The sequence below is a fragment of the Enterobacter cloacae complex sp. HYC003_NIDB genome, from assembly GCF_056673375.1.
Window position 1 is genome coordinate 1,900,563 of the sequence record NZ_CP114220.1, and the last position, 17,652, is coordinate 1,918,214.

Genomic DNA, 17,652 nt, shown 5'->3' on the forward strand with positions numbered 1-17,652 from the left:
CTCCACCTGTGTTACACCTGCGGGAAAATCAGCTCCAGTGCCTGGAGGGAATCTTCCCAGTCGGCGCGTTCAAAAATACCCTGTTGCAGAAATGCCTCCAGCTGCGGCCACAGGGCAATCGCTTTATCGAGCATCGGGTCGCTGCCTTTGGCGTACGCCCCGACGCTTACCAGATCGCGGTTGCGCTGGAAGCTGGAGAGCAGTTGTTTGAAGTTACGCACGCGGGCGTAGTGTTGCTCGGTGATCAAGGCCGTCATCGCACGGCTGATCGAGGCTTCAATATCAATTGCCGGATAGTGCCCGGCTTCGGCCAGACGGCGCGACAGCACGATATGGCCGTCGAGGATCGCGCGCGCGGAGTCGGCAATCGGGTCCTGCTGGTCATCGCCTTCGGTCAGTACCGTATAGAACGCGGTGATGGAGCCGCCGCCGCTGATGCCGTTCCCCGCGCGCTCAACCAACGCCGGGAGCTTGGCGAAGACCGACGGCGGGTAGCCTTTGGTCGCGGGCGGCTCGCCGATGGCCAGCGCAATCTCACGCTGCGCCATCGCGTAGCGGGTCAGGGAGTCCATAATCAGCAGCACGTGCTGGCCCCGGTCGCGGAAATCTTCCGCAATACGCGTGGCGTAGGCGGCACCCTGCATACGCAGTAGCGGCGACACGTCCGCAGGCGCGGCGATCACCACCGAACGGGCGCGGCCCTCCGCACCCAGAATGTTTTCGATGAAATCTTTGACTTCGCGACCACGCTCACCAATCAGGCCAACCACGATAACGTCCGCCTGGGTATAACGCGCCATCATGCCGAGCAGGACCGATTTACCCACGCCGGAGCCGGCAAACAGCCCCATACGCTGGCCGCGTCCCACGGTGAGCAGGGCGTTAATCGGCCGCACGCCGGTATCCAGTACGTGCTCGATTGGCGTGCGTTGCAGCGGGTTGAAGGGTTGGGTGATCAGCGCGCCGGTTTCGGTGGTATCAGGGGAGGGCAGGCCATCGAGCGGTTTGCCGCTTCCGTCCAGCACGCGGCCCAGCAGCGCCGGACCGAGCGGGAGCTGTTTGCCGCTTTGCAGGCCGTCACCGCTGATGTTTTTCGCGTAGACGCGGGCGCCGGGCAAAATCCCTTCCACTTCTTCAAGGGGCATCAGAAACAGGCGCTGACCGTTGAACCCGACCACTTCGCTTTCCACTTCACGCGTCTCCCCCCCGTCCTGACGCTCAATCACGCAGGTGGCGCCGAGCGGAAGTTGCAGCCCCGTGGCTTCCAGGACCAGACCGGTGGCGCGCGTCAGGCGTCCATAACGACGAACGGATGGCAGCTGCGCCATCTTCGTTTCAAAATTATCGAGCGTGTTAAGCCAGCGCGTAAGGCGAGCGGTCATCAGACGACTCCCGGTGCCGCCAGGCGGCACAGTTCCTGCCAGCGGGTCGCGACGCTGGCATCCAGATCGCCCTCATCCGCCGAGACCTTACAGCCTCCGTGATGGAGCGACGGATCGCCGCGCAGCCGCCAGCCGTGCAGGCTTAGCGTCGCGCCGAGGCTCTCTTCCACGCGCTGCAAATCATCAGGATGAACGCGCAGCTGCGGTTTGCCGCTGAACAGCGGCTCCTGCTGGAGCAGCCCCTGGATCTGCTTAATCAGCGCGGCGTTATCCACTACCGGCGTCTGGCCGATCACCTGACGGGCCGCCTCCAGCGCCATCTGCATCAGGCGCGAGGCAATCACGCTGTCGAGCGCATCCAGCGTGTGCTGAAACTCGCTCACCAGTTGCTGCATGCGGGCATGCAGCGGCGCCTGCTGCTGGCGCGCCTGCTCGATGCCCTGCTCTAAACCTTTCGCCAGCCCTTCCTGATAACCCTGTGCTTGCCCGGTCTGACGGCCTTCGTTCATCCCGGCGTTGAAGCCCTGCTCGTGCGCCTGCATTTGCATCTGGGCCAGCATCTGGGCGCGCTGTTCCTCTTCACTCAGCTCGGGGATGCCCGCCCCGGCGTCGCCCTCGTCGGACGACACAACGGCAGGGGTGAACTCTGCGGTGGGAGGGGAGAGGTCGTCAGGCGTCCAGCGCTTCCACGACAGTTCATCAGACATAGGTGTCGTCTCCGCTGCCAATCACCATCTCGCCGGTTTCTGCCAGACGACGAACAATAAGCAGGATCGCCTTCTGTTCGTTTTCCACCTGAGACAAACGCACCGGGCCACGGTTGGCCAGGTCGTCGCGCAGGATATCGGCCGCACGCTGGGACATGTTGCGCAGGAATTTCTCGCGCAGCGGCTGCTCGGCGCCTTTGAGGGCGATAAGCAGCGATTCGGAGTCCACCTCCTGGAGCAGGCGCTGGATGCTGCGGTCGTCCACTTCGACCAGGTTTTCGAACAGGAACATCTCGTCGATAATTTTCTGCGCCAGCTCGCCGTCGAACTCGCGTACCGCCGTAATAACCGCCTCTTCCTGCTGCGTTTTCATCAGGTTGATGATTTCCGCTGCCGTTCTCACGCCACCCATTTTGCTGCGCTTGAGGTTCTGGCCGTCGAGCAGGTTGTTCAGCACTTCGGTCAGCTCCGCCAGCGCGGCCGGCTGGACGCCGCCGAAGGTGGCGATACGCAGCATCACGTCGTGGCGCAGGCGCTCGTCGAACAGCGCCAGAATATCGGCCGCCTGACCCCGTTTGAGGTGGACCAGAATGGTGGCGATAATCTGCGGGTGCTCGTCGCGAATAAGATCGGCGGCGCTTTGCGGCTCCATAAAGTTGAGCGTTTCGATCCCGCTGGCGGTGTCGCGCGTTTCGAGAATATCTTCCAGCAGGCTGGCGGCGCGCTCTTCGCCCAGCGCCTTAACCAGCACGGAGCGCAGGTATTCGTTGGCGTTGACGTTGAGCGCGGCAAACTGCTCGGCTTCCTGCTCAAACTCCGCCAGCACTTCTGTCAGCTGCTTGTTGGAGATCTGGCGCACGTTGGCCATCGCCGCGCTGAGGATCTGCACTTCTCGCTGGGAGAGGTGTTTAAACACTTCCGCCGCGCGATCTTCGCCAATGGTCATCAGCAGGATGACGCTTTTATCGGTGCCTGTAAGCGTATTACTCATGTTCGTTACCCATCCAACCGCGGATGACCAGCGCGACGACGCGCGGATCGTTATCTGACATTTCGCGAATGCGCTGGCTCATCACCTCTGCGCCCATACGCTGGTTAGCACGGCGCTGCTGCATCTGTTCATCTTTGCTGAGACGAACTTCAACCGCTTCTTCCTCGTCCGGACGCGCGTTCTTCTGTTCCAGCGCGGCTTTCTCGGCTTCAGCACGGCGCTGTAGCTGAGGACGAACGCCCTTACGCCACAGCAGCCACGCGACAATCAGCACCAGCAGCCAGCGGCCTGCGGACATTAGCTGATCGAAGAACGCCTGCTGTTGCCAGAACGGCAGTTCGCCACCGGTCTCATCCACCGGGTTGAACGGTGAGTTCACAACGTTGAGGGTATCGCCACGTTTTTCAGAGAAGCCCATCGCTTCGCGGGTTAAATCTTCGATCTGCTTCATCTGCTCCGCTGTGAGCGGCAGCGGTTTACCGTCCGGCAGCGTTTTGTAGTTCACCACCACGGCAACAGAGAGACGCTGAATATCGCCCGTGTTCAGTTTGGTATGGCGGATAGTCCGGTCGACTTCGTAGTTGGTCGTTTCGTTACGGCTGCTGTTACGCGGGCCGGTACTGTTCGCGGTCGAGGTCGTCTGCTGATTCGTTTGCTGACCGTTCTGCGGGTTTGCCGGCGGGGTGGAGATTGGCGCGGCGTTGGCAGGCGCTGGCTGGTTAGAGAGCGCGCCCGGCACACCGCCAGGATACTGTCCGCCGACCTGTTCCGTCTCATTGATCTGACGCGAGCGTAACACGGCGCGGGAGGCATCCCCGTTCGGGGCGTACTGCTCTTCGGTCTGTTCTTTATTCGAGAAATCAATCTGCGCTGTGACCTGCGCGTGTACGTTGCTGCTGCCGACCACCGGGCCCAGAATCGCTTCGATGCGACGCTGGAGACGGCCTTCCACATCCGCGGCGTATTTCAGCTGAGCGTCGTTGAGATCGCGCCCTGCGGTGTTGGACTGCGTCAGCAGATGACCACTCTGATCCACCAGCGTAACGTTACCCGGCGGCAGGCCGGCCACCGCACTGGAGACCAGGTGCGTGACGGCGCTGATCTGCCCTTCATCCAGCGCACGGCCAGGTTCGAGGTTAACGGTCACAGAGGCCGAAGGGGACTTTTGTTCACGGACAAACAGGGACGGCTTAGGCATCGCCAGGTGCACGCGGGCACTTTTCACCGGGCCTAAGGTTTCAATCGTACGGGCCAGCTCACCTTCCAGTGCGCGCTGATAGTTAACCTGCTCGCTGAACTGACTGATGCCGAATTTTTCCTGATCCAGCAGCTCAAACCCAACCGCGCCGCCTTTTGGCAGCCCCTGCTGGGCGAGACGCAGGCGAAGCTCGTGCACTTTATCTGCCGGTACTTCAAGCGCACCACCGTTATCGGCAAAGCGATACGGGATGTTCATCTGGGTTAACTGGGTGACGATGGCACCGCCATCCTGGTCGGAAAGGTTGCTGTAGAGCGTGCGGTAATCCGGGCTTTTTGCCCATAAGACCATCGCGACAACGATCGCAATGGCGGCAGCGCCTGCCACAATCAACGGGATCTTAGGGTTGGCGCGAAGGCGGTTCATCCACTCGAGTGATTTATTCTGTGGCGCTGTCGATGCTGCTGTCGCACTCATTGCGCACCTCTTAAATCCTGGTGGTTTACGTTATTCGTGTAGAGAAACAAAACTGACTCCCGGGTCGGCAAACACGACAAAAGTTCCATACTGATGGCCCTGCCATTATTTGATGATTCGGGATTTTCTATGCGTCAAATAACCTGGTTTTTTAACGCTATTTACCGCCATTATCTTATTGACAAGCTGTTAGTCTTGACCTCGTAAAAAACCATCCAGGGGAGAGTCATGGCTATACAGGGCATTGAAGGGGTACTCAGTCAGTTACAGGCAACGGCGATGACCGCCCGTAATCAGAGCGTGGCTGACCAGCCGCCGGGCGTTAGCTTCGCCGGTCAACTGCATGCGGCGCTGGACCGGATCAGCGACAAGCAAAACGCGGCCCGTACCCAGGCTGAGAGATTTACCCTTGGCGAACCCGGCGTGGCGCTCAACGATGTGATGGCCGATCTGCAAAAAGCGTCGGTGTCATTGCAGATGGGGTTGCAGGTGCGTAACAAGCTGGTGTCGGCATACCAGGAAGTGATGGGGATGCAGGTTTAATCAATACCTATCTTACGCTGGCAGCCTGATGGCTTTAATGCCACAATATTTTTTTCTTCGCATGCAGGAAAGATGATGAAAAAAGTAGCAATTGTGGCTGCGATGCTGACGTTAGCGGGATGTGTTCAGGTCGATAACTACCAGGAAGTGATTAAGCACCCGGTACCTTCGCAACTGGCAGGTTACTGGCAGTCGAAAGGGCCGCAGAGCGCGATGGTGAGCCCGGAAGCGATCGCCACGCTGGTGGTGACGCCAGAGGGGGATACGCTGGATTGCCGTCAGTGGCAGCGCGTTATCGCGGTGCCGGGTAAGATCATGCTGCGTTCAGATGATTATTACAACGTGACGCGTAAGCTGGATGTCTATCCGCTGGAGCGTGATGGGGCGGCGCTGGAGTATGACGGTATGGAACTGTACAAGGTTGACCGTCCAACAGTGGAATGCGCAGATTACCTGAGCAAGAATCCGCTGGAGAGTAAGCTTCCGTAGCGGTAAAAGCAAAACGGCAATCATATTGCCGTTTTTAGGGTTTGCTCCCTCTCCCGGTGGGAGAGGGTCGGGGTGAGGGCATCAGGCCGCACTTTCCCAGCACTACAGCGCGTCCTCAATCACCCAGACGCTGACGCTTCCCCCGTTACAGAAGAACGTCCCTTCGCCATCCGCCGCCGTGGTCACGGTTTCCTCGCGATTGCCCAAAAAATCACGCCAGTTTTTATTGCCGTAATTCTCACCGAGACAGATGGTCTTCTCGCCGTCATCACCGTTCGACAGCACCACCACGCAGCCAGGGTTATCCTCCGTTCCGCTGCGGCTGAAGGCAATGCAGTTTGGATGGTCGAAAAAGAGCGTCTGCACGCCGTGGGCGAAGCGCTGTCGGGCGAGGATCAGCTCGTGGAGCTGCTCGATCACTGGCATATCAATGTGATACGTCTCGCCATCCCCGCCGGTGTCGTCATAGCTGGCGCCAAAAAGATCCGGATAGAACACGCTCGGCACGCCGTTTTCACGCAGCAGGATGAGCGCGTAGGCCAGCGGTTTGAACCAGGCTTCAACCGGGGCTTCCAGCGCCTGCAAGGGTTGGGTATCGTGGTTGGCTACCAGGGTCACGGCATGGAACGGATCGGCTTCCACTAGCGTACCGGTGAAAATCTGGCTCATATCGTAGTCGCGTCCCTGGCGTGACGCTTCGTGAAATTTCATTTGCAGCGGCGCATCAAACAGCATGGTTTTGCCGTCCACCTGATTGATGTAGTGCTGCAATTTATCCACTTCGTGAGACCAGTATTCCGCCACAATAAACAGCGGCTGCGGGGCCACCTCCTGGACGTGCTCAATCCACTCTTTATAGAACCAGGCCGGGATGTGTTTTACCGCGTCCAGGCGGAAGCCGTCGCAGTGGGTTTGCTCCATCACCCAGCGCGCCCAGTATTTGATCTCCTCCGTCACCGCATGGTTGCGAAAATCAATATTTTCACCCATCAGGTAATCGAAATTGCCCATCTCGTCGTCGACCTGATCGTTCCAGCCTTCGCCGGTGTAGTCGTTCACGATTTTGAAGATACCGTCCTCATTGGGGTTTTCAATGTGGTCGATACCGCTGAAGCATTTGTAATCCCAGATGAATTGCGAATACTGCCCGGCCCGAACGGGGAAGGTGTAACGCGTCCAGGCTTCGCATTCGATGATCTCATCGCTGATTTGGGTGCGATCCTGAGCATCCACACGCTGCACGCGGACGGGTTCCTTTTCATCGGCCCCCATTTTATGGTTGACCACCACGTCCAGAAGCACCGCAATCTGGTTGCTTTTTAAGGCGTTGATGGCCTCCAGCAGCTGGGCTTTATCGCCGTATTTGGTGGCGACGCTGCCTTTCTGGTCAAACTCACCGAGGTCGAAAAGGTCATAAGAGTCATACCCGACGGAATAGCCGCCGGATGCCCCTTTGTATGCCGGCGGTAACCAGACCATATTGATGCCGATTTCGTTCAGGTTGGGGGCTAATGCCGTGACTTCTCGCCACAGTTCACCGCCGGTGGGGTAGTACCAGTGAAAACATTGTAAAAGTGTTGGGTTGCGCATGCACCATCTCCATGAGGTCGCGAAACTCAAGTATGGAGCAGGTTTGGCAGAAATGCCTGGCGAACGAAACGGTTTACGTTTGCCCGCCAGTTAAATGGCTAATTAATATCGCTATTACTTTGCGGAACCAGGACATGACCGCCCTGGTTACCGTAGGTGGAGAGAACGGTTTTCTGGATGGAGGATTGCCCAACCAGCTTCGCCAGTTCATCCATTCTGGCTTGCAGCAACGTTTTTACCTGGCCTTCGTTGTCCAGGATCACCCGCAGCGTCGGGCGAAGCTGCTCCTGAATCTGCATCGAAGGTTCACTTTCCTGAGTGAGACGAGCCAGTGAGTGCACCGCATTAACATAGTCGGTTTCACAGATGATCAGATCATCCCATAGTCCCTGCCGGGCCAGTCGCAACATCAACTGGCTCTGCTCAAGGAGTTGCTGATAAAGGGCATAAAGTTGCGGTGCGTTACTCATTAGACGGCGTCCTGCATCAGTTGTGGCGTACCGGCAACCTCCTTCCACCCGTCAGCGATATTGCGCAGCAAGTTTTCCACCTCTTCGATGGCGCTGGCGTCGTTATTCACATTGGCGTGCAGGAGGCGACGTACCATATAGGCATAAAGGGCAATCAGGTTTTGCGTAAGCTCATCACCGTTATTTTCCACCAGGCCAACCTTCAGCCCGTTTTCGATAATGTTGATGGCTTTTGAGAGCGCCAGCCCTTTTGCCGGGATATTACCGTCTGCCAGGAACAGACGCGCGCGTACCAGCGCGCTGAGGGCTCCATCAAATAGCATGATAACCAGCTGCTGCTGGCTGGCGCTCATCACCGCGCTTTCAACTTCTATCTTTGCGTAGGCTTGCGTGCCTTTTGCGCCGTACATGTTATCCCCCTCGGGTCTGATTAGCGTTTACTACTTGTTGCTGGACGTATTTTCGAACTGCTGCGTCAGGTAGCTGCTGGTGTTGTTCAGCGAGGTCATCAGTACGTCCAGCTGGGTAAACTGGGCTTTGTACTGCGCCACTCTCGCGTCAATACGTTCGCTCACGGCGTTATATTGATCCGTTAACTTGTTCAGCGTTTTGCTGACGCCATCTTTGGCCGCCTGGATAATGCCTTTACTGGAAAGCCAGTCAGTCAGATGGGTGGCCATGGTGGTAGTGATCCCGGTGGTTTTACCGTCACCCACAACCAAATCTTTCACGGCAGACGGGTTATCCGTCAGCGCTTTTTTCAGCTTGTCGCTGTCCAGCTCCAGCTTGCCCGTGCTTGGATCTGAAGTAATGCCGACCTGAGACAGCGTTTTATAGGCGGTTCCGCCGACGGAGTTGCCCAGCATGGTTTTCAGCTGCGTCTGAATAGTACGCAGCGTGCTGTCCCCGAGCAGGGCACCGTTGCTGGAGTCCTGCGCATCTGTACCCGCATCAACTGCCGTATATTTGGTTAATGATGCAAAGCTGTCCTGAAGGGTGTTGTAGGCATCCACCCAGGCTTTCATCGCCGTTTCCGCTTTCGATGTATCTTTAGCGATCGTCAGCGTCTGGTTACCGGTGGTGACATCGTTCAGGTTCAGGGTGATATCTTCCAGCGCATCGCTGATGGTGTTGCTGCTGTTTTCGATATCGACGTTATTCACCTTCAGCTTGGCGTTCTGCGCGGTGACGCTTTCTGTCATGCCGTTGCTGGCGTCGGTGCTGGTGCCGTTGTAACCCATAAAGGATTGCAGGGCGCTGTCGCCGCTCACGCTGATGCTGACCGCGTTGTCCGCCCCGGTTTCGGTGGAGGTGATGGACAGACGGTACTGACCATTACCGACGTTAATAATACTGGCGGTCACGCCGGCGTCAGCTTTGTTAATCGCATCGCGAATGCCGGTCAGCGAGGAGTTTGCCGCGCTGATATCTACGGTCACCGGATCTTTACCGTTACCGGCGGTAAAGGTGATCTTGCTGTCAGCCGTGGCAATGGCCGTTTTGGTATCCGGCTGCGCGTTTTTGGTCGTCAGGGTTTGCGCCTGCGCCAGCTGCGACACGCTGATGGTGTATTTACCGGCAATCGCGCTGCCGGTAGTGGTGGCGCTGAATGCCGTGGTACTGCTCGACGTGCTGGTCGCTGTAAACAGGTCGGCTTTATTCAGCGCGGTGTTGGCGGTCTGAAACGCTTCCAGTGAACTTTTCAACGTGCCGTAAGCGCTCAGCTTGGCGGTATACGATGTCTGTTGTTTGGAAATTGGCGTCAGCTGTGCTTTTTCGGCCGTGGTCAGACTATCCAGAATGTCTGCTAACTTAAGACCCGAACCAATCCCCAATGATGAAATACTTGCCATATTTATTCCTTAATCTATCGACACGTAGAACGAATAGTGGGGTTATCGGCCTTAATGGGGGAAAGTTTACGGTTAATTTCTTTTTTTTAATGGCGGGAATAACGGTAATAGAGAAGAGCTTTTCCGTGGCTAAAAAAATTAACGCGATCCTGAAAAAATATCTAAAGGTTGGTTTGGACCAGACGATAACACCTTTGACGGCGATGAAGCCGAAGGGTGGAAACCCAAATCTAACCAAACAGATTTGATGAACAACAGGAATCGAAATCATGGCACAAGTCATTAATACCAACAGCCTCTCGCTGATCACTCAGAACAACATCAACAAGAACCAGTCCGCTCTGTCTTCTTCTATCGAGCGTCTGTCTTCTGGTCTGCGTATCAACAGCGCGAAAGATGACGCTGCGGGCCAGGCTATCGCTAACCGCTTCACCTCTAACATCAAAGGCCTGACTCAGGCTGCACGTAACGCTAACGACGGTATCTCTCTGGCGCAGACCACTGAAGGCGCACTGTCTGAAATCAACAACAACTTGCAGCGTGTTCGTGAACTGACCGTTCAGGCAACTACCGGTACTAACTCTGATTCTGACCTGTCTTCAATCCAGGACGAAATCAAATCCCGTCTGGACGAAATTGACCGTGTATCTGGTCAGACTCAGTTCAACGGCGTGAACGTGCTGGCTAAAGACGGCTCCATGAAGATTCAGGTTGGCGCGAATGATGGCCAGACTATCTCTATTGACCTGCAGAAAATTGACTCTTCTACATTGGGTCTGAAAGGTTTCGGTGTTGCAGGAACCGCACTTAAGCTGAGTGATTCAATTACTCAGGTTGGAGCTTCTGGAGCTCTGAAAGATGTTAAACTGGACGCCGTTGCTAAAGCTCTGGATGTAGATGCTAGTACCCTTACGTTACACAATGTTCAAGACTCTACTAACGGAACGTACGTCGTAAGCTCCGGCTCAGATAACTATGCCGTTTCTGTCGATGACGCCACTGGTAATGTTGTACTGAATAAAGCTACAGTAGCTTATACTGACGCAACGGGTTCAGGTAGTATTAAAGATACCTACGTAAAAGTGGCAGCAGACCCTACTACTGGCGATGCAACTGGCTTTGTTACTATTCAAGGCAAAAATTTCGCACTTACTGCAGATGCAATTAAAAATGGTGGTGACGCTCCAACTGATTCAACCGGTGAAGATGTCGGCGACATTACCACAAAGGCTGAATTCAAAGGCGCATCTACTGCGGATCCACTGGCTCTGCTGGACAAAGCAATCGCGTCCGTAGACAAATTCCGTTCTTCACTGGGTGCGGTTCAGAACCGTCTGAGCTCTGCCGTAACCAACCTGAACAACACCACCACCAACCTGTCTGAAGCGCAGTCCCGTATTCAGGACGCCGACTATGCGACCGAAGTGTCCAACATGTCTAAAGCGCAGATCGTTCAGCAGGCCGGTAACTCCGTGCTGTCCAAAGCTAACCAGGTTCCTCAGCAGGTTCTGTCTCTGCTGCAAGGCTAATCGCCTGATTACGCTTAAACCCCGCTTCGGCGGGGTTTTTTCTGTCCGCATTTACGCGTAACCCCCCAAATAACCCCTCATTTCACCCACTATTCACCCGATTAAAACCCCTCCAGAATCGGATAATCATGCCGATAACTCAACTAACGCAGGGCTGTTTATCGTGAATTCACTCTATACCGCTGAAGGTGTAATGGATAAACACTCGCTGTGGCAGCGTTATGTTCCGCTGGTGCGTCACGAAGCATTGCGCCTCCAGGTGCGTTTGCCGGCGAGCGTGGAACTGGACGATCTGCTACAGGCGGGCGGTATCGGGTTATTGAATGCAGTTGACCGGTACGACGCTCTGCAAGGAACGGCATTTACGACTTACGCAGTGCAGCGTATTCGTGGTGCGATGCTGGACGAGCTGCGCAGCCGCGACTGGGTGCCGCGCAGCGTTCGCCGCAACGCGCGCGAAGTGGCGCATGCGATGGGACAGCTGGAGCAGGAACTGGGGCGCAACGCGACGGAAACCGAAGTAGCGGAGCGTCTGGGCATTCCTGTTGAAGAGTATCGCCAGATGTTGCTCGATACCAATAACAGCCAACTCTTCTCTTATGATGAGTGGCGCGAAGAGCATGGCGATAGCATCGAGCTGGTGACCGATGAACACCAGCAAGAAAACCCGTTACACCACTTACTGGAAGGAAATTTACGCCAGCGCGTGATGGAAGCGATCGAAGCTTTACCGGAACGTGAGCAACTGGTGTTAACCCTCTATTACCAGGAAGAGCTCAATCTCAAAGAGATTGGCGCCGTGCTGGAGGTGGGCGAGTCACGGGTGAGCCAGCTGCACAGCCAGGCCATTAAACGCCTGCGCACAAAACTGGGTAAGTTATAGGTGAGTTATTCGCCTTGGAAATGCCGCACAACGTATTGACAACCAGGAGTTATCATGACGGTGCAGCAATCTAAAAGACGGCCTTTAAGCCGCTACCTGAAAGACTTTAAACACAGCCAGACGCATTGCGCCCACTGTAAAAAATTACTCGACCGCATCACGCTGGTTCGTCGCGGTGAAATCGTGAATAAGATTGCGATTTCCCGCCTCGACACGCTGATGGATGAAGCCGCCTGGCTTGAAGAGCAAAAAGAGTGGGTAGCGCTTTGCCGTTTCTGTGGCGATCTCCATTGCAAAGAGCAAAGCGACTTCTTCGATATTATCGGCTTCAAGCAATTCCTGTTTGAACAAACGGAGATGAGTCACGGCACCGTGCGTGAATACGTGGTTCGCCTGCGCCGCCTGGGTCAGCATTTGACCATGCAAAATATCTCCCGCGATCTGCTGACGACCGGATACCTGGATGAAAATCTGGAACCCTGGTTGCCCGCCACCAGTACCAATAATTACCGCATCGCGCTGCGAAAGTACGCGCAATATAAAGTCCAGATGCCGGGCGTCATAAAGCAGAAAGTCCGCGCCGGAACAACTTCTGATATATATTAAAAAAGAATAAGATGTAGCGCAGCCGCCTTTGACGTTGCAGGCGATTTCTCTACACTACTCAAAAATTCCACTGTATCGGGGTACTTATGAAATTAGCACTTCTGGGTCGTCAGGCGCTGATGGGGATGATGGCCGTTGCGCTGGTCGCGGGGATGAGCGTGAAAACGTTCGCGGCAGAGAATCTGCTCAACAAAGTTAAAGAGCGCGGCACGCTGCTGGTTGGGCTGGAAGGAACCTATCCTCCGTTCAGCTTCCAGGGCGACGACGGTAAACTGACCGGTTTTGAAGTGGAGTTTGCGCAGGAGCTGGCAAAACACCTCGGCGTTAAAGCCTCCCTGAAACCCACCAAATGGGACGGGATGCTGGCGTCACTGGATTCCAAACGTATTGACGTGGTGATTAACCAGGTAACCATTTCTGACGAGCGTAAGAAGAAGTATGACTTCTCCACGCCGTACACCGTGTCCGGTATTCAGGCGCTGGTGAAGAAAGGTAACGAAGGCAGTATCAAATCCGCAGCGGATCTGAAAGGTAAGAAAGTCGGCGTCGGTCTGGGCACCAACTACGAGGAGTGGCTGCGCCAGAATGTGCAGGGCGTGGACATCCGTACCTACGATGATGACCCGACGAAATACCAGGATCTGCGCGTAGGCCGTATTGACGCCATTCTGGTTGACCGCCTGGCAGCGCTGGATCTGGTGAAGAAAACCAACAATACCCTGGCTGTCGCGGGTGATGCGTTCTCCCGTCAGGAATCCGGCGTGGCGGTGCGTAAAGGTAACGAGGATCTGCTGAAAGCCATCGACGGCGCCATTGCTGAGATGCAGAAAGACGGTAGCCTGAAGGCGCTTTCTGAGAAGTGGTTTGGTGCAGACGTGACGAAATAAGTCTCTGACTGACAAAAAAAGGCGCTTTTAAAAGCGCCTTTTTTATTTCTCGCGCGTCTGCGTGCATAATGAAATAACAATTGTTTGCGTGACCGGAGGAACCATGTCACTACAGAATTTAACGCGCTTTCCCCGTCTGGAATTTATCGGCGCACCCACGCCGCTGGAGTATCTGCCGCGATTTTCTGACTACCTGGGGCGCGATATATTCATTAAGCGTGACGATGTGACGCCCATGGCGATGGGCGGAAATAAGCTGCGCAAGCTGGAGTTTCTCGCCGCCGATGCTCTGCGTGAGGGGGCGGACACGCTGATCACCGCCGGGGCAATTCAGTCTAACCACGTTCGCCAGACGGCGGCAGTGGCGGCGAAGCTGGGACTCCACTGCGTAGCCCTGCTGGAGAACCCGATCGGGACGCAGGCAGAGAATTACCTGACTAACGGTAACCGTTTGCTGCTGGATCTGTTCAACGTGCAGGTTGAAATGGTCGACGCGTTGACCGACCCGGCTGCACAGCTCGACGAGCTGGCGACGCGTCTGGAAGCGCAGGGTTTTCGTCCGTACGTGATCCCGGTTGGCGGCTCGAATGCGCTGGGTGCCCTCGGCTATGTTGAGAGCGCGCTGGAAATCGCTCAGCAGTGCGAAGGCGCGGTGAGTTTATCCTCGGTGGTGGTGGCGTCCGGCAGTGCGGGGACCCATGCTGGTTTAGCGGTCGGGCTTGAGCAACTGATGCCGGAGGTCGAGCTGATTGGCGTGACGGTTTCCAGAAGCGTTGCGGACCAGAAGCCGAAAGTCGTCACCCTGCAACAGGCGGTGGCTGAACAGCTTGCGCTTCAGGCGAAGGCGGAAATACTGCTGTGGGATGACTATTTCGCGCCGGGCTATGGCACCCCCAATGATGAAGGGATGGAGGCCGTTAAGCTGCTGGCCCGTCTCGAAGGTATTCTGCTCGACCCGGTCTATACCGGCAAGGCAATGGCGGGCCTGATCGACGGCATCGCCCGCAAGCGCTTTAAGGATGAAGGACCCATTTTGTTTGTTCATACTGGCGGGGCGCCTGCGCTGTTTGCCTATCATCCTCATGTCTAAAAATCAGGTAGAAAAATAATAATGCAAGAAAGTATTCAACTGGTTATTGATTCGCTGCCGTTCTTGCTTAAGGGCGCGGTGTTTACTTTACAGCTCAGTATCGGCGGGATGTTCTTCGGGCTGGTGCTCGGGTTTGTGCTGGCACTGATGCGCATGTCGAACATCTGGCCGGTGCGGTGGCTGGCGCGGTTTTACATCTCCGTGTTCCGCGGAACGCCGCTTATCGCCCAGCTGTTTATGATTTACTACGGTCTGCCACAGTTCGGTATCGAGCTGGATCCGATCCCGGCGGCGATGATTGGCCTGTCGCTGAATACGGCGGCGTACACCTCTGAAACGCTGCGTGCGGCGATCTCGTCCATCGATAAAGGACAGTGGGAAGCGGCTGCCAGTATCGGGATGACCCCGTGGCAGACGCTGCGCCGAGCGATCCTGCCCCAGGCGGCGCGCGTGGCGTTGCCGCCGCTGAGCAACAGCTTTATCAGCCTCGTGAAAGACACCTCGCTTGCGGCGACCATTCAGGTGCCGGAGCTGTTCCGTCAGGCGCAGCTGATCACCTCGCGCACGCTGGAAGTGTTTACCATGTATCTGGCGGCCTCGCTGATTTACTGGGTGATGGCGACGGTACTGTCCGCTCTGCAAAACTATTTTGAAAACCAGCTTAACCGCCAGGAGCGTGATCCAAAATGAGTGCAATTGACGTCAAAAACCTGGTGAAAAAATTCCACGGGCAAACGGTGCTGCATGGCATTGACCTTGAGGTTGAGCAGGGCGAAGTGGTAGCAATTATCGGCCCGAGCGGGTCAGGCAAAACCACGCTGCTGCGCAGCATCAATTTACTGGAGCAGCCCGAAGGCGGGACGATCCGCGTGGGTGATATCACCATTGATACCGGGAAACCCATCAGCCAGCAAAAAGGGCTGATTCGCCGCCTGCGCCAGCATGTCGGCTTCGTGTTCCAGAGCTTTAATCTCTTTCCGCACCGCACGGTGCTGGAAAACATTATTGAAGGGCCGGTCATCGTCAAGGGGGAACCTAAGGAAGACGCGACGGTCCGCGCCCGCGAGCTGCTGGCGAAGGTTGGGCTGGCAGGGAAGGAGACGAGCTATCCGCGTCGCTTATCTGGCGGGCAGCAGCAGCGTGTCGCCATTGCGCGCGCGCTGGCGATGCGCCCGGATGTGATCCTGTTTGACGAACCCACATCCGCGCTCGATCCTGAGCTGGTCGGGGAAGTACTGAACACGATCCGACAGCTGGCGCAGGAGAAACGCACGATGGTGATTGTGACGCATGAAATGAGCTTCGCTCGCGACGTTGCCGATCGGGCTATTTTCATGGATCAGGGGAGAATAGTTGAGCAGGGGCCGGCTAAAGCGCTGTTTGCCAATCCGCAGCAGCCCCGTACCCGTCAGTTCCTTGAAAAATTCTTAATGCAGTAGCATTTTAGCGTTCAATTTGCTCCAGATGCCGCTTCTGGAGCAAATTATCCTCCCTTAAACTCCGTTCTGTTGCTTTTTTATTCCGCCTGATGTGGATAAGCCATCGCCAAATTAAAGATAATCTGCCTGTGGCCGATATTTTATATAAATAATCATGCTTTATGTGTTAGGTTATATTCACCATAATAATGATTATCTTTATCAGAGGCTTCATTCAGTAAGTATGAGGGATATAGACTTTTTCACCTGGCGACGGGAATGCTTCCTCCGGTTTCAGGAAATGACCTGTGCCGAAGAGGTATATCAGGAACTTCAGCGACAAACGCAGGCGCTTGAATTCGATTATTATGCGCTTTGTGTTCGACACCCTGTGCCATTTACCCGCCCGCGAACCTCCGTCCATTCCAGTTATCCGCAACAATGGATGGCGCAATATCAGTCCGAGAATTATTTCGCCATTGACCCGGTGCTGAAGCCGGAGAATTTCATTCAGGGACATTTGCCCTGGACGGATGAATTATTCACGGATGCCCAGCAATTATGGGACGGCGCGCGGGACCACGGTTTACGCAAGGGAATAACGCAGTGTCTGATGATGCCAAATCATGCGCTCGGTTTCCTCTCCGTGTCATGTACCAGCTTACAGGCACACTCGATATCCAGTGAAGAAGTTGAGCTGCGTTTACAAATGCTCGTCCAGATGGCGCTCACTACACTGTTGCGCTTTGAACATGAGACGGTGATGCCGCCTGAAATGAAATTCAGCAAGCGTGAGCGGGAAATTCTGAAGTGGACCGCAGAAGGGAAGACGTCGGCAGAAATCGCCATCATTCTCTCCATCTCGGAAAATACCGTCAATTTCCATCAAAAGAATATGCAGAAGAAATTCAACGCACCGAATAAGATCCAGATAGCGTGTTATGCCGCGGCGACGGGGCTTATCTGACTGATATCACGTTCTGCGTGTCAGACGAGAAAACGGCTGAATGCTTTGCATCCAGCCGTTTTTGTTACTGGCGGTAGGCTTGTTTAATTTGCTTAACCGTATTGGCAAAAACAGCGGATTCCGCCTGGTCTTCCATCTGCGCGATCTGTTTTTCCATTTTAATGATCACACGACCAGCATCAGCCTGGCCCATCGCCTGTAGCATAAGCGTCAGCAGCGACTTAAGGCAGTTTACTTCCTGTGCCAGTTCCTGGTTATTCTCGGCAGTGGCAAATTCAGGTGTGCTCATTTATTTTCCTCATTATAAAACAGCGCATGAGCGCGACGATGAAAGTTAAGGCGGCGGAGTATACCACAAGCTACGGCAAAAAATGCAGTGGTTGTTTTTTATACTTATCGCGCAGTGATTATTGGGCGGCGCGGATTATGAAGGTACTCTGTCCAATATGTTAGCGACAATTAAATGTTTATCCCCGGTTCGCCATTCGTTAATTGTTGTTACAAAAAATCGCGCGCTCTTTTTCGTTTGAGTTAACAACTGTTTTAGTAACTTTTCGAATGTCGATGCTAAA

20 protein-coding genes are annotated in these 17,652 nt (G+C 55.3%); 10 read left to right on the forward strand and 10 right to left on the reverse strand.

Going from position 1 to position 17,652, the window contains the following annotated elements; all coding sequences use genetic code 11:
* Nucleotides 1–11 precede the first annotated feature (11 nt).
* From fliI to fliF, 4 genes are read right to left on the reverse strand one after another with little or no spacing between them, the layout of a single operon-like run.
* Nucleotides 12–1,382 carry a flagellar protein export ATPase FliI gene (fliI, locus tag O1722_RS08880; RefSeq protein ID WP_017693144.1) on the reverse strand — a complete coding sequence of 457 codons (1,371 nt, stop codon included), beginning with the start codon at nt 1,380–1,382 and terminating at the stop codon, nt 12–14.
* Nucleotides 1,382–2,089, reverse strand: coding sequence for a flagellar assembly protein FliH (gene fliH / locus O1722_RS08885; protein WP_033486936.1), 708 nt, complete (start codon nt 2,087–2,089; stop codon nt 1,382–1,384). Before fliH ends, fliI begins: the two co-directional genes overlap by 1 nt.
* Nucleotides 2,082–3,080 carry a flagellar motor switch protein FliG gene (gene fliG, locus O1722_RS08890; protein WP_003859608.1) on the reverse strand — a complete coding sequence of 333 codons (999 nt, stop codon included), beginning with the start codon at nt 3,078–3,080 and terminating at the stop codon, nt 2,082–2,084. The genes fliH and fliG overlap by 8 nt, the downstream gene beginning before the upstream one ends.
* The gene (fliF, locus tag O1722_RS08895) at nt 3,073–4,755 is read right to left on the reverse strand and encodes a flagellar basal-body MS-ring/collar protein FliF (RefSeq protein WP_017383346.1); all 1,683 of its coding nucleotides are present in this window, start codon (nt 4,753–4,755) and stop codon (nt 3,073–3,075) included. Before fliF ends, fliG begins: the two co-directional genes overlap by 8 nt.
* A gap of 228 nt (nt 4,756–4,983) precedes the next feature.
* Between fliF and fliE the strand changes: the two genes are divergently transcribed.
* Together fliE and yedD are read left to right on the forward strand one after the other, a co-directional pair.
* Nucleotides 4,984–5,298 carry a flagellar hook-basal body complex protein FliE gene (gene fliE, locus O1722_RS08900; RefSeq protein ID WP_003859612.1) on the forward strand — a complete coding sequence of 105 codons (315 nt, stop codon included), beginning with the start codon at nt 4,984–4,986 and terminating at the stop codon, nt 5,296–5,298.
* Nucleotides 5,299–5,373: 75 nt separating this feature from the next.
* Nucleotides 5,374–5,787, forward strand: a complete 414-nt coding sequence (yedD, locus tag O1722_RS08905; RefSeq protein WP_003859613.1) for a lipoprotein YedD — start codon at nt 5,374–5,376, stop codon at nt 5,785–5,787.
* A gap of 102 nt (nt 5,788–5,889) precedes the next feature.
* On the opposite strand, the gene amyA is transcribed toward yedD, so the two are convergent.
* The 4 genes from amyA to fliD all read right to left on the reverse strand — a co-directional run bounded on the left by amyA (nt 5,890) and on the right by fliD (nt 9,700).
* Entirely contained in the window at nt 5,890–7,377 is a 1,488-nt protein-coding gene (amyA, locus tag O1722_RS08910) for an alpha-amylase (RefSeq protein ID WP_032671684.1), read from the reverse strand.
* 98 nt (nt 7,378–7,475) lie between these two features.
* Nucleotides 7,476–7,847, reverse strand: coding sequence for a flagella biosynthesis regulatory protein FliT (fliT, locus tag O1722_RS08915; protein ID WP_006811148.1), 372 nt, complete (start codon nt 7,845–7,847; stop codon nt 7,476–7,478).
* A complete protein-coding gene (fliS, locus tag O1722_RS08920) occupies nt 7,847–8,257 on the reverse strand; it encodes a flagellar export chaperone FliS (protein ID WP_003859616.1) in 411 nt (136 codons plus the stop codon). Before fliS ends, fliT begins: the two co-directional genes overlap by 1 nt.
* A 30-nt stretch (nt 8,258–8,287) precedes the next feature.
* Entirely contained in the window at nt 8,288–9,700 is a 1,413-nt protein-coding gene (fliD, locus tag O1722_RS08925; protein WP_017693218.1) for a flagellar filament capping protein FliD, read from the reverse strand.
* 269 nt (nt 9,701–9,969) lie between these two features.
* Between fliD and O1722_RS08930 the strand changes: the two genes are divergently transcribed.
* The 8 genes from O1722_RS08930 to sdiA all read left to right on the forward strand — a co-directional run bounded on the left by O1722_RS08930 (nt 9,970) and on the right by sdiA (nt 17,080).
* Entirely contained in the window at nt 9,970–11,229 is a 1,260-nt protein-coding gene (locus O1722_RS08930; RefSeq protein WP_032669597.1) for a FliC/FljB family flagellin, read from the forward strand.
* Between the two features lie 163 nt (nt 11,230–11,392).
* Nucleotides 11,393–12,112 carry an RNA polymerase sigma factor FliA gene (locus tag O1722_RS08935; protein WP_003859623.1) on the forward strand — a complete coding sequence of 240 codons (720 nt, stop codon included), beginning with the start codon at nt 11,393–11,395 and terminating at the stop codon, nt 12,110–12,112.
* A 54-nt stretch (nt 12,113–12,166) separates the two neighbouring features.
* Nucleotides 12,167–12,718: a flagella biosynthesis regulatory protein FliZ gene (gene fliZ, locus O1722_RS08940; RefSeq protein ID WP_015570235.1), complete on the forward strand. Its 552-nt coding sequence runs from the start codon at nt 12,167–12,169 to the stop codon at nt 12,716–12,718.
* Between the two features lie 86 nt (nt 12,719–12,804).
* On the forward strand, nt 12,805–13,605 hold the full coding sequence (gene tcyJ, locus O1722_RS08945) for a cystine ABC transporter substrate-binding protein (RefSeq protein ID WP_003859627.1): 801 nt from the start codon (nt 12,805–12,807) through the stop codon (nt 13,603–13,605).
* A 103-nt stretch (nt 13,606–13,708) separates the two neighbouring features.
* Nucleotides 13,709–14,695 carry a D-cysteine desulfhydrase gene (dcyD, locus tag O1722_RS08950; protein ID WP_017693220.1) on the forward strand — a complete coding sequence of 329 codons (987 nt, stop codon included), beginning with the start codon at nt 13,709–13,711 and terminating at the stop codon, nt 14,693–14,695.
* A 21-nt stretch (nt 14,696–14,716) separates the two neighbouring features.
* Nucleotides 14,717–15,385, forward strand: coding sequence for a cystine ABC transporter permease (tcyL, locus tag O1722_RS08955; protein WP_003859632.1), 669 nt, complete (start codon nt 14,717–14,719; stop codon nt 15,383–15,385).
* Nucleotides 15,382–16,134 (forward strand): L-cystine ABC transporter ATP-binding protein TcyN, encoded by a 753-nt coding sequence (gene tcyN / locus O1722_RS08960; RefSeq protein ID WP_003859634.1) that lies wholly within the window; start codon nt 15,382–15,384, stop codon nt 16,132–16,134. Before tcyL ends, tcyN begins: the two co-directional genes overlap by 4 nt.
* A gap of 223 nt (nt 16,135–16,357) precedes the next feature.
* Nucleotides 16,358–17,080, forward strand: coding sequence for a quorum-sensing transcriptional regulator SdiA (gene sdiA, locus O1722_RS08965; RefSeq protein WP_017384479.1), 723 nt, complete (start codon nt 16,358–16,360; stop codon nt 17,078–17,080).
* A 64-nt stretch (nt 17,081–17,144) separates the two neighbouring features.
* Here the strand turns inward: sdiA and O1722_RS08970 are convergent, their stop codons facing one another.
* On the reverse strand, nt 17,145–17,369 hold the full coding sequence (locus O1722_RS08970; protein WP_003859644.1) for a DUF2594 family protein: 225 nt from the start codon (nt 17,367–17,369) through the stop codon (nt 17,145–17,147).
* Entirely contained in the window at nt 17,356–17,436 is an 81-nt protein-coding gene (locus tag O1722_RS08975) for a hypothetical protein (RefSeq protein WP_418235935.1), read from the reverse strand. Before O1722_RS08975 ends, O1722_RS08970 begins: the two co-directional genes overlap by 14 nt.
* Between the last annotated feature and the right edge of the window lie 216 nt (nt 17,437–17,652).

What these genes read in the sequence shown, in the direction of transcription:
- O1722_RS08970 (WP_003859644.1), bottom strand. Translation starts at nt 17,369, where the DNA reads ATGAGCACACCTGAATTTGCCACTGCCGAGAATAACCAGGAACTGGCA.
- fliT (WP_006811148.1), bottom strand. Translation starts at nt 7,847, where the DNA reads ATGAGTAACGCACCGCAACTTTATGCCCTTTATCAGCAACTCCTTGAG.
- amyA (WP_032671684.1), bottom strand. Translation starts at nt 7,377, where the DNA reads ATGCGCAACCCAACACTTTTACAATGTTTTCACTGGTACTACCCCACC.
- fliE (WP_003859612.1), top strand. Translation starts at nt 4,984, where the DNA reads ATGGCTATACAGGGCATTGAAGGGGTACTCAGTCAGTTACAGGCAACG.
- fliS (WP_003859616.1), bottom strand. Translation starts at nt 8,257, where the DNA reads ATGTACGGCGCAAAAGGCACGCAAGCCTACGCAAAGATAGAAGTTGAA.
- dcyD (WP_017693220.1), top strand. Translation starts at nt 13,709, where the DNA reads ATGTCACTACAGAATTTAACGCGCTTTCCCCGTCTGGAATTTATCGGC.
- O1722_RS08930 (WP_032669597.1), top strand. Translation starts at nt 9,970, where the DNA reads ATGGCACAAGTCATTAATACCAACAGCCTCTCGCTGATCACTCAGAAC.
- fliD (WP_017693218.1), bottom strand. Translation starts at nt 9,700, where the DNA reads ATGGCAAGTATTTCATCATTGGGGATTGGTTCGGGTCTTAAGTTAGCA.
- tcyL (WP_003859632.1), top strand. Translation starts at nt 14,717, where the DNA reads ATGCAAGAAAGTATTCAACTGGTTATTGATTCGCTGCCGTTCTTGCTT.
- fliI (WP_017693144.1), bottom strand. Translation starts at nt 1,382, where the DNA reads ATGACCGCTCGCCTTACGCGCTGGCTTAACACGCTCGATAATTTTGAA.
- fliG (WP_003859608.1), bottom strand. Translation starts at nt 3,080, where the DNA reads ATGAGTAATACGCTTACAGGCACCGATAAAAGCGTCATCCTGCTGATG.
- tcyJ (WP_003859627.1), top strand. Translation starts at nt 12,805, where the DNA reads ATGAAATTAGCACTTCTGGGTCGTCAGGCGCTGATGGGGATGATGGCC.
- yedD (WP_003859613.1), top strand. Translation starts at nt 5,374, where the DNA reads ATGAAAAAAGTAGCAATTGTGGCTGCGATGCTGACGTTAGCGGGATGT.
- fliZ (WP_015570235.1), top strand. Translation starts at nt 12,167, where the DNA reads ATGACGGTGCAGCAATCTAAAAGACGGCCTTTAAGCCGCTACCTGAAA.
- fliH (WP_033486936.1), bottom strand. Translation starts at nt 2,089, where the DNA reads ATGTCTGATGAACTGTCGTGGAAGCGCTGGACGCCTGACGACCTCTCC.
- sdiA (WP_017384479.1), top strand. Translation starts at nt 16,358, where the DNA reads ATGAGGGATATAGACTTTTTCACCTGGCGACGGGAATGCTTCCTCCGG.
- fliF (WP_017383346.1), bottom strand. Translation starts at nt 4,755, where the DNA reads ATGAGTGCGACAGCAGCATCGACAGCGCCACAGAATAAATCACTCGAG.
- tcyN (WP_003859634.1), top strand. Translation starts at nt 15,382, where the DNA reads ATGAGTGCAATTGACGTCAAAAACCTGGTGAAAAAATTCCACGGGCAA.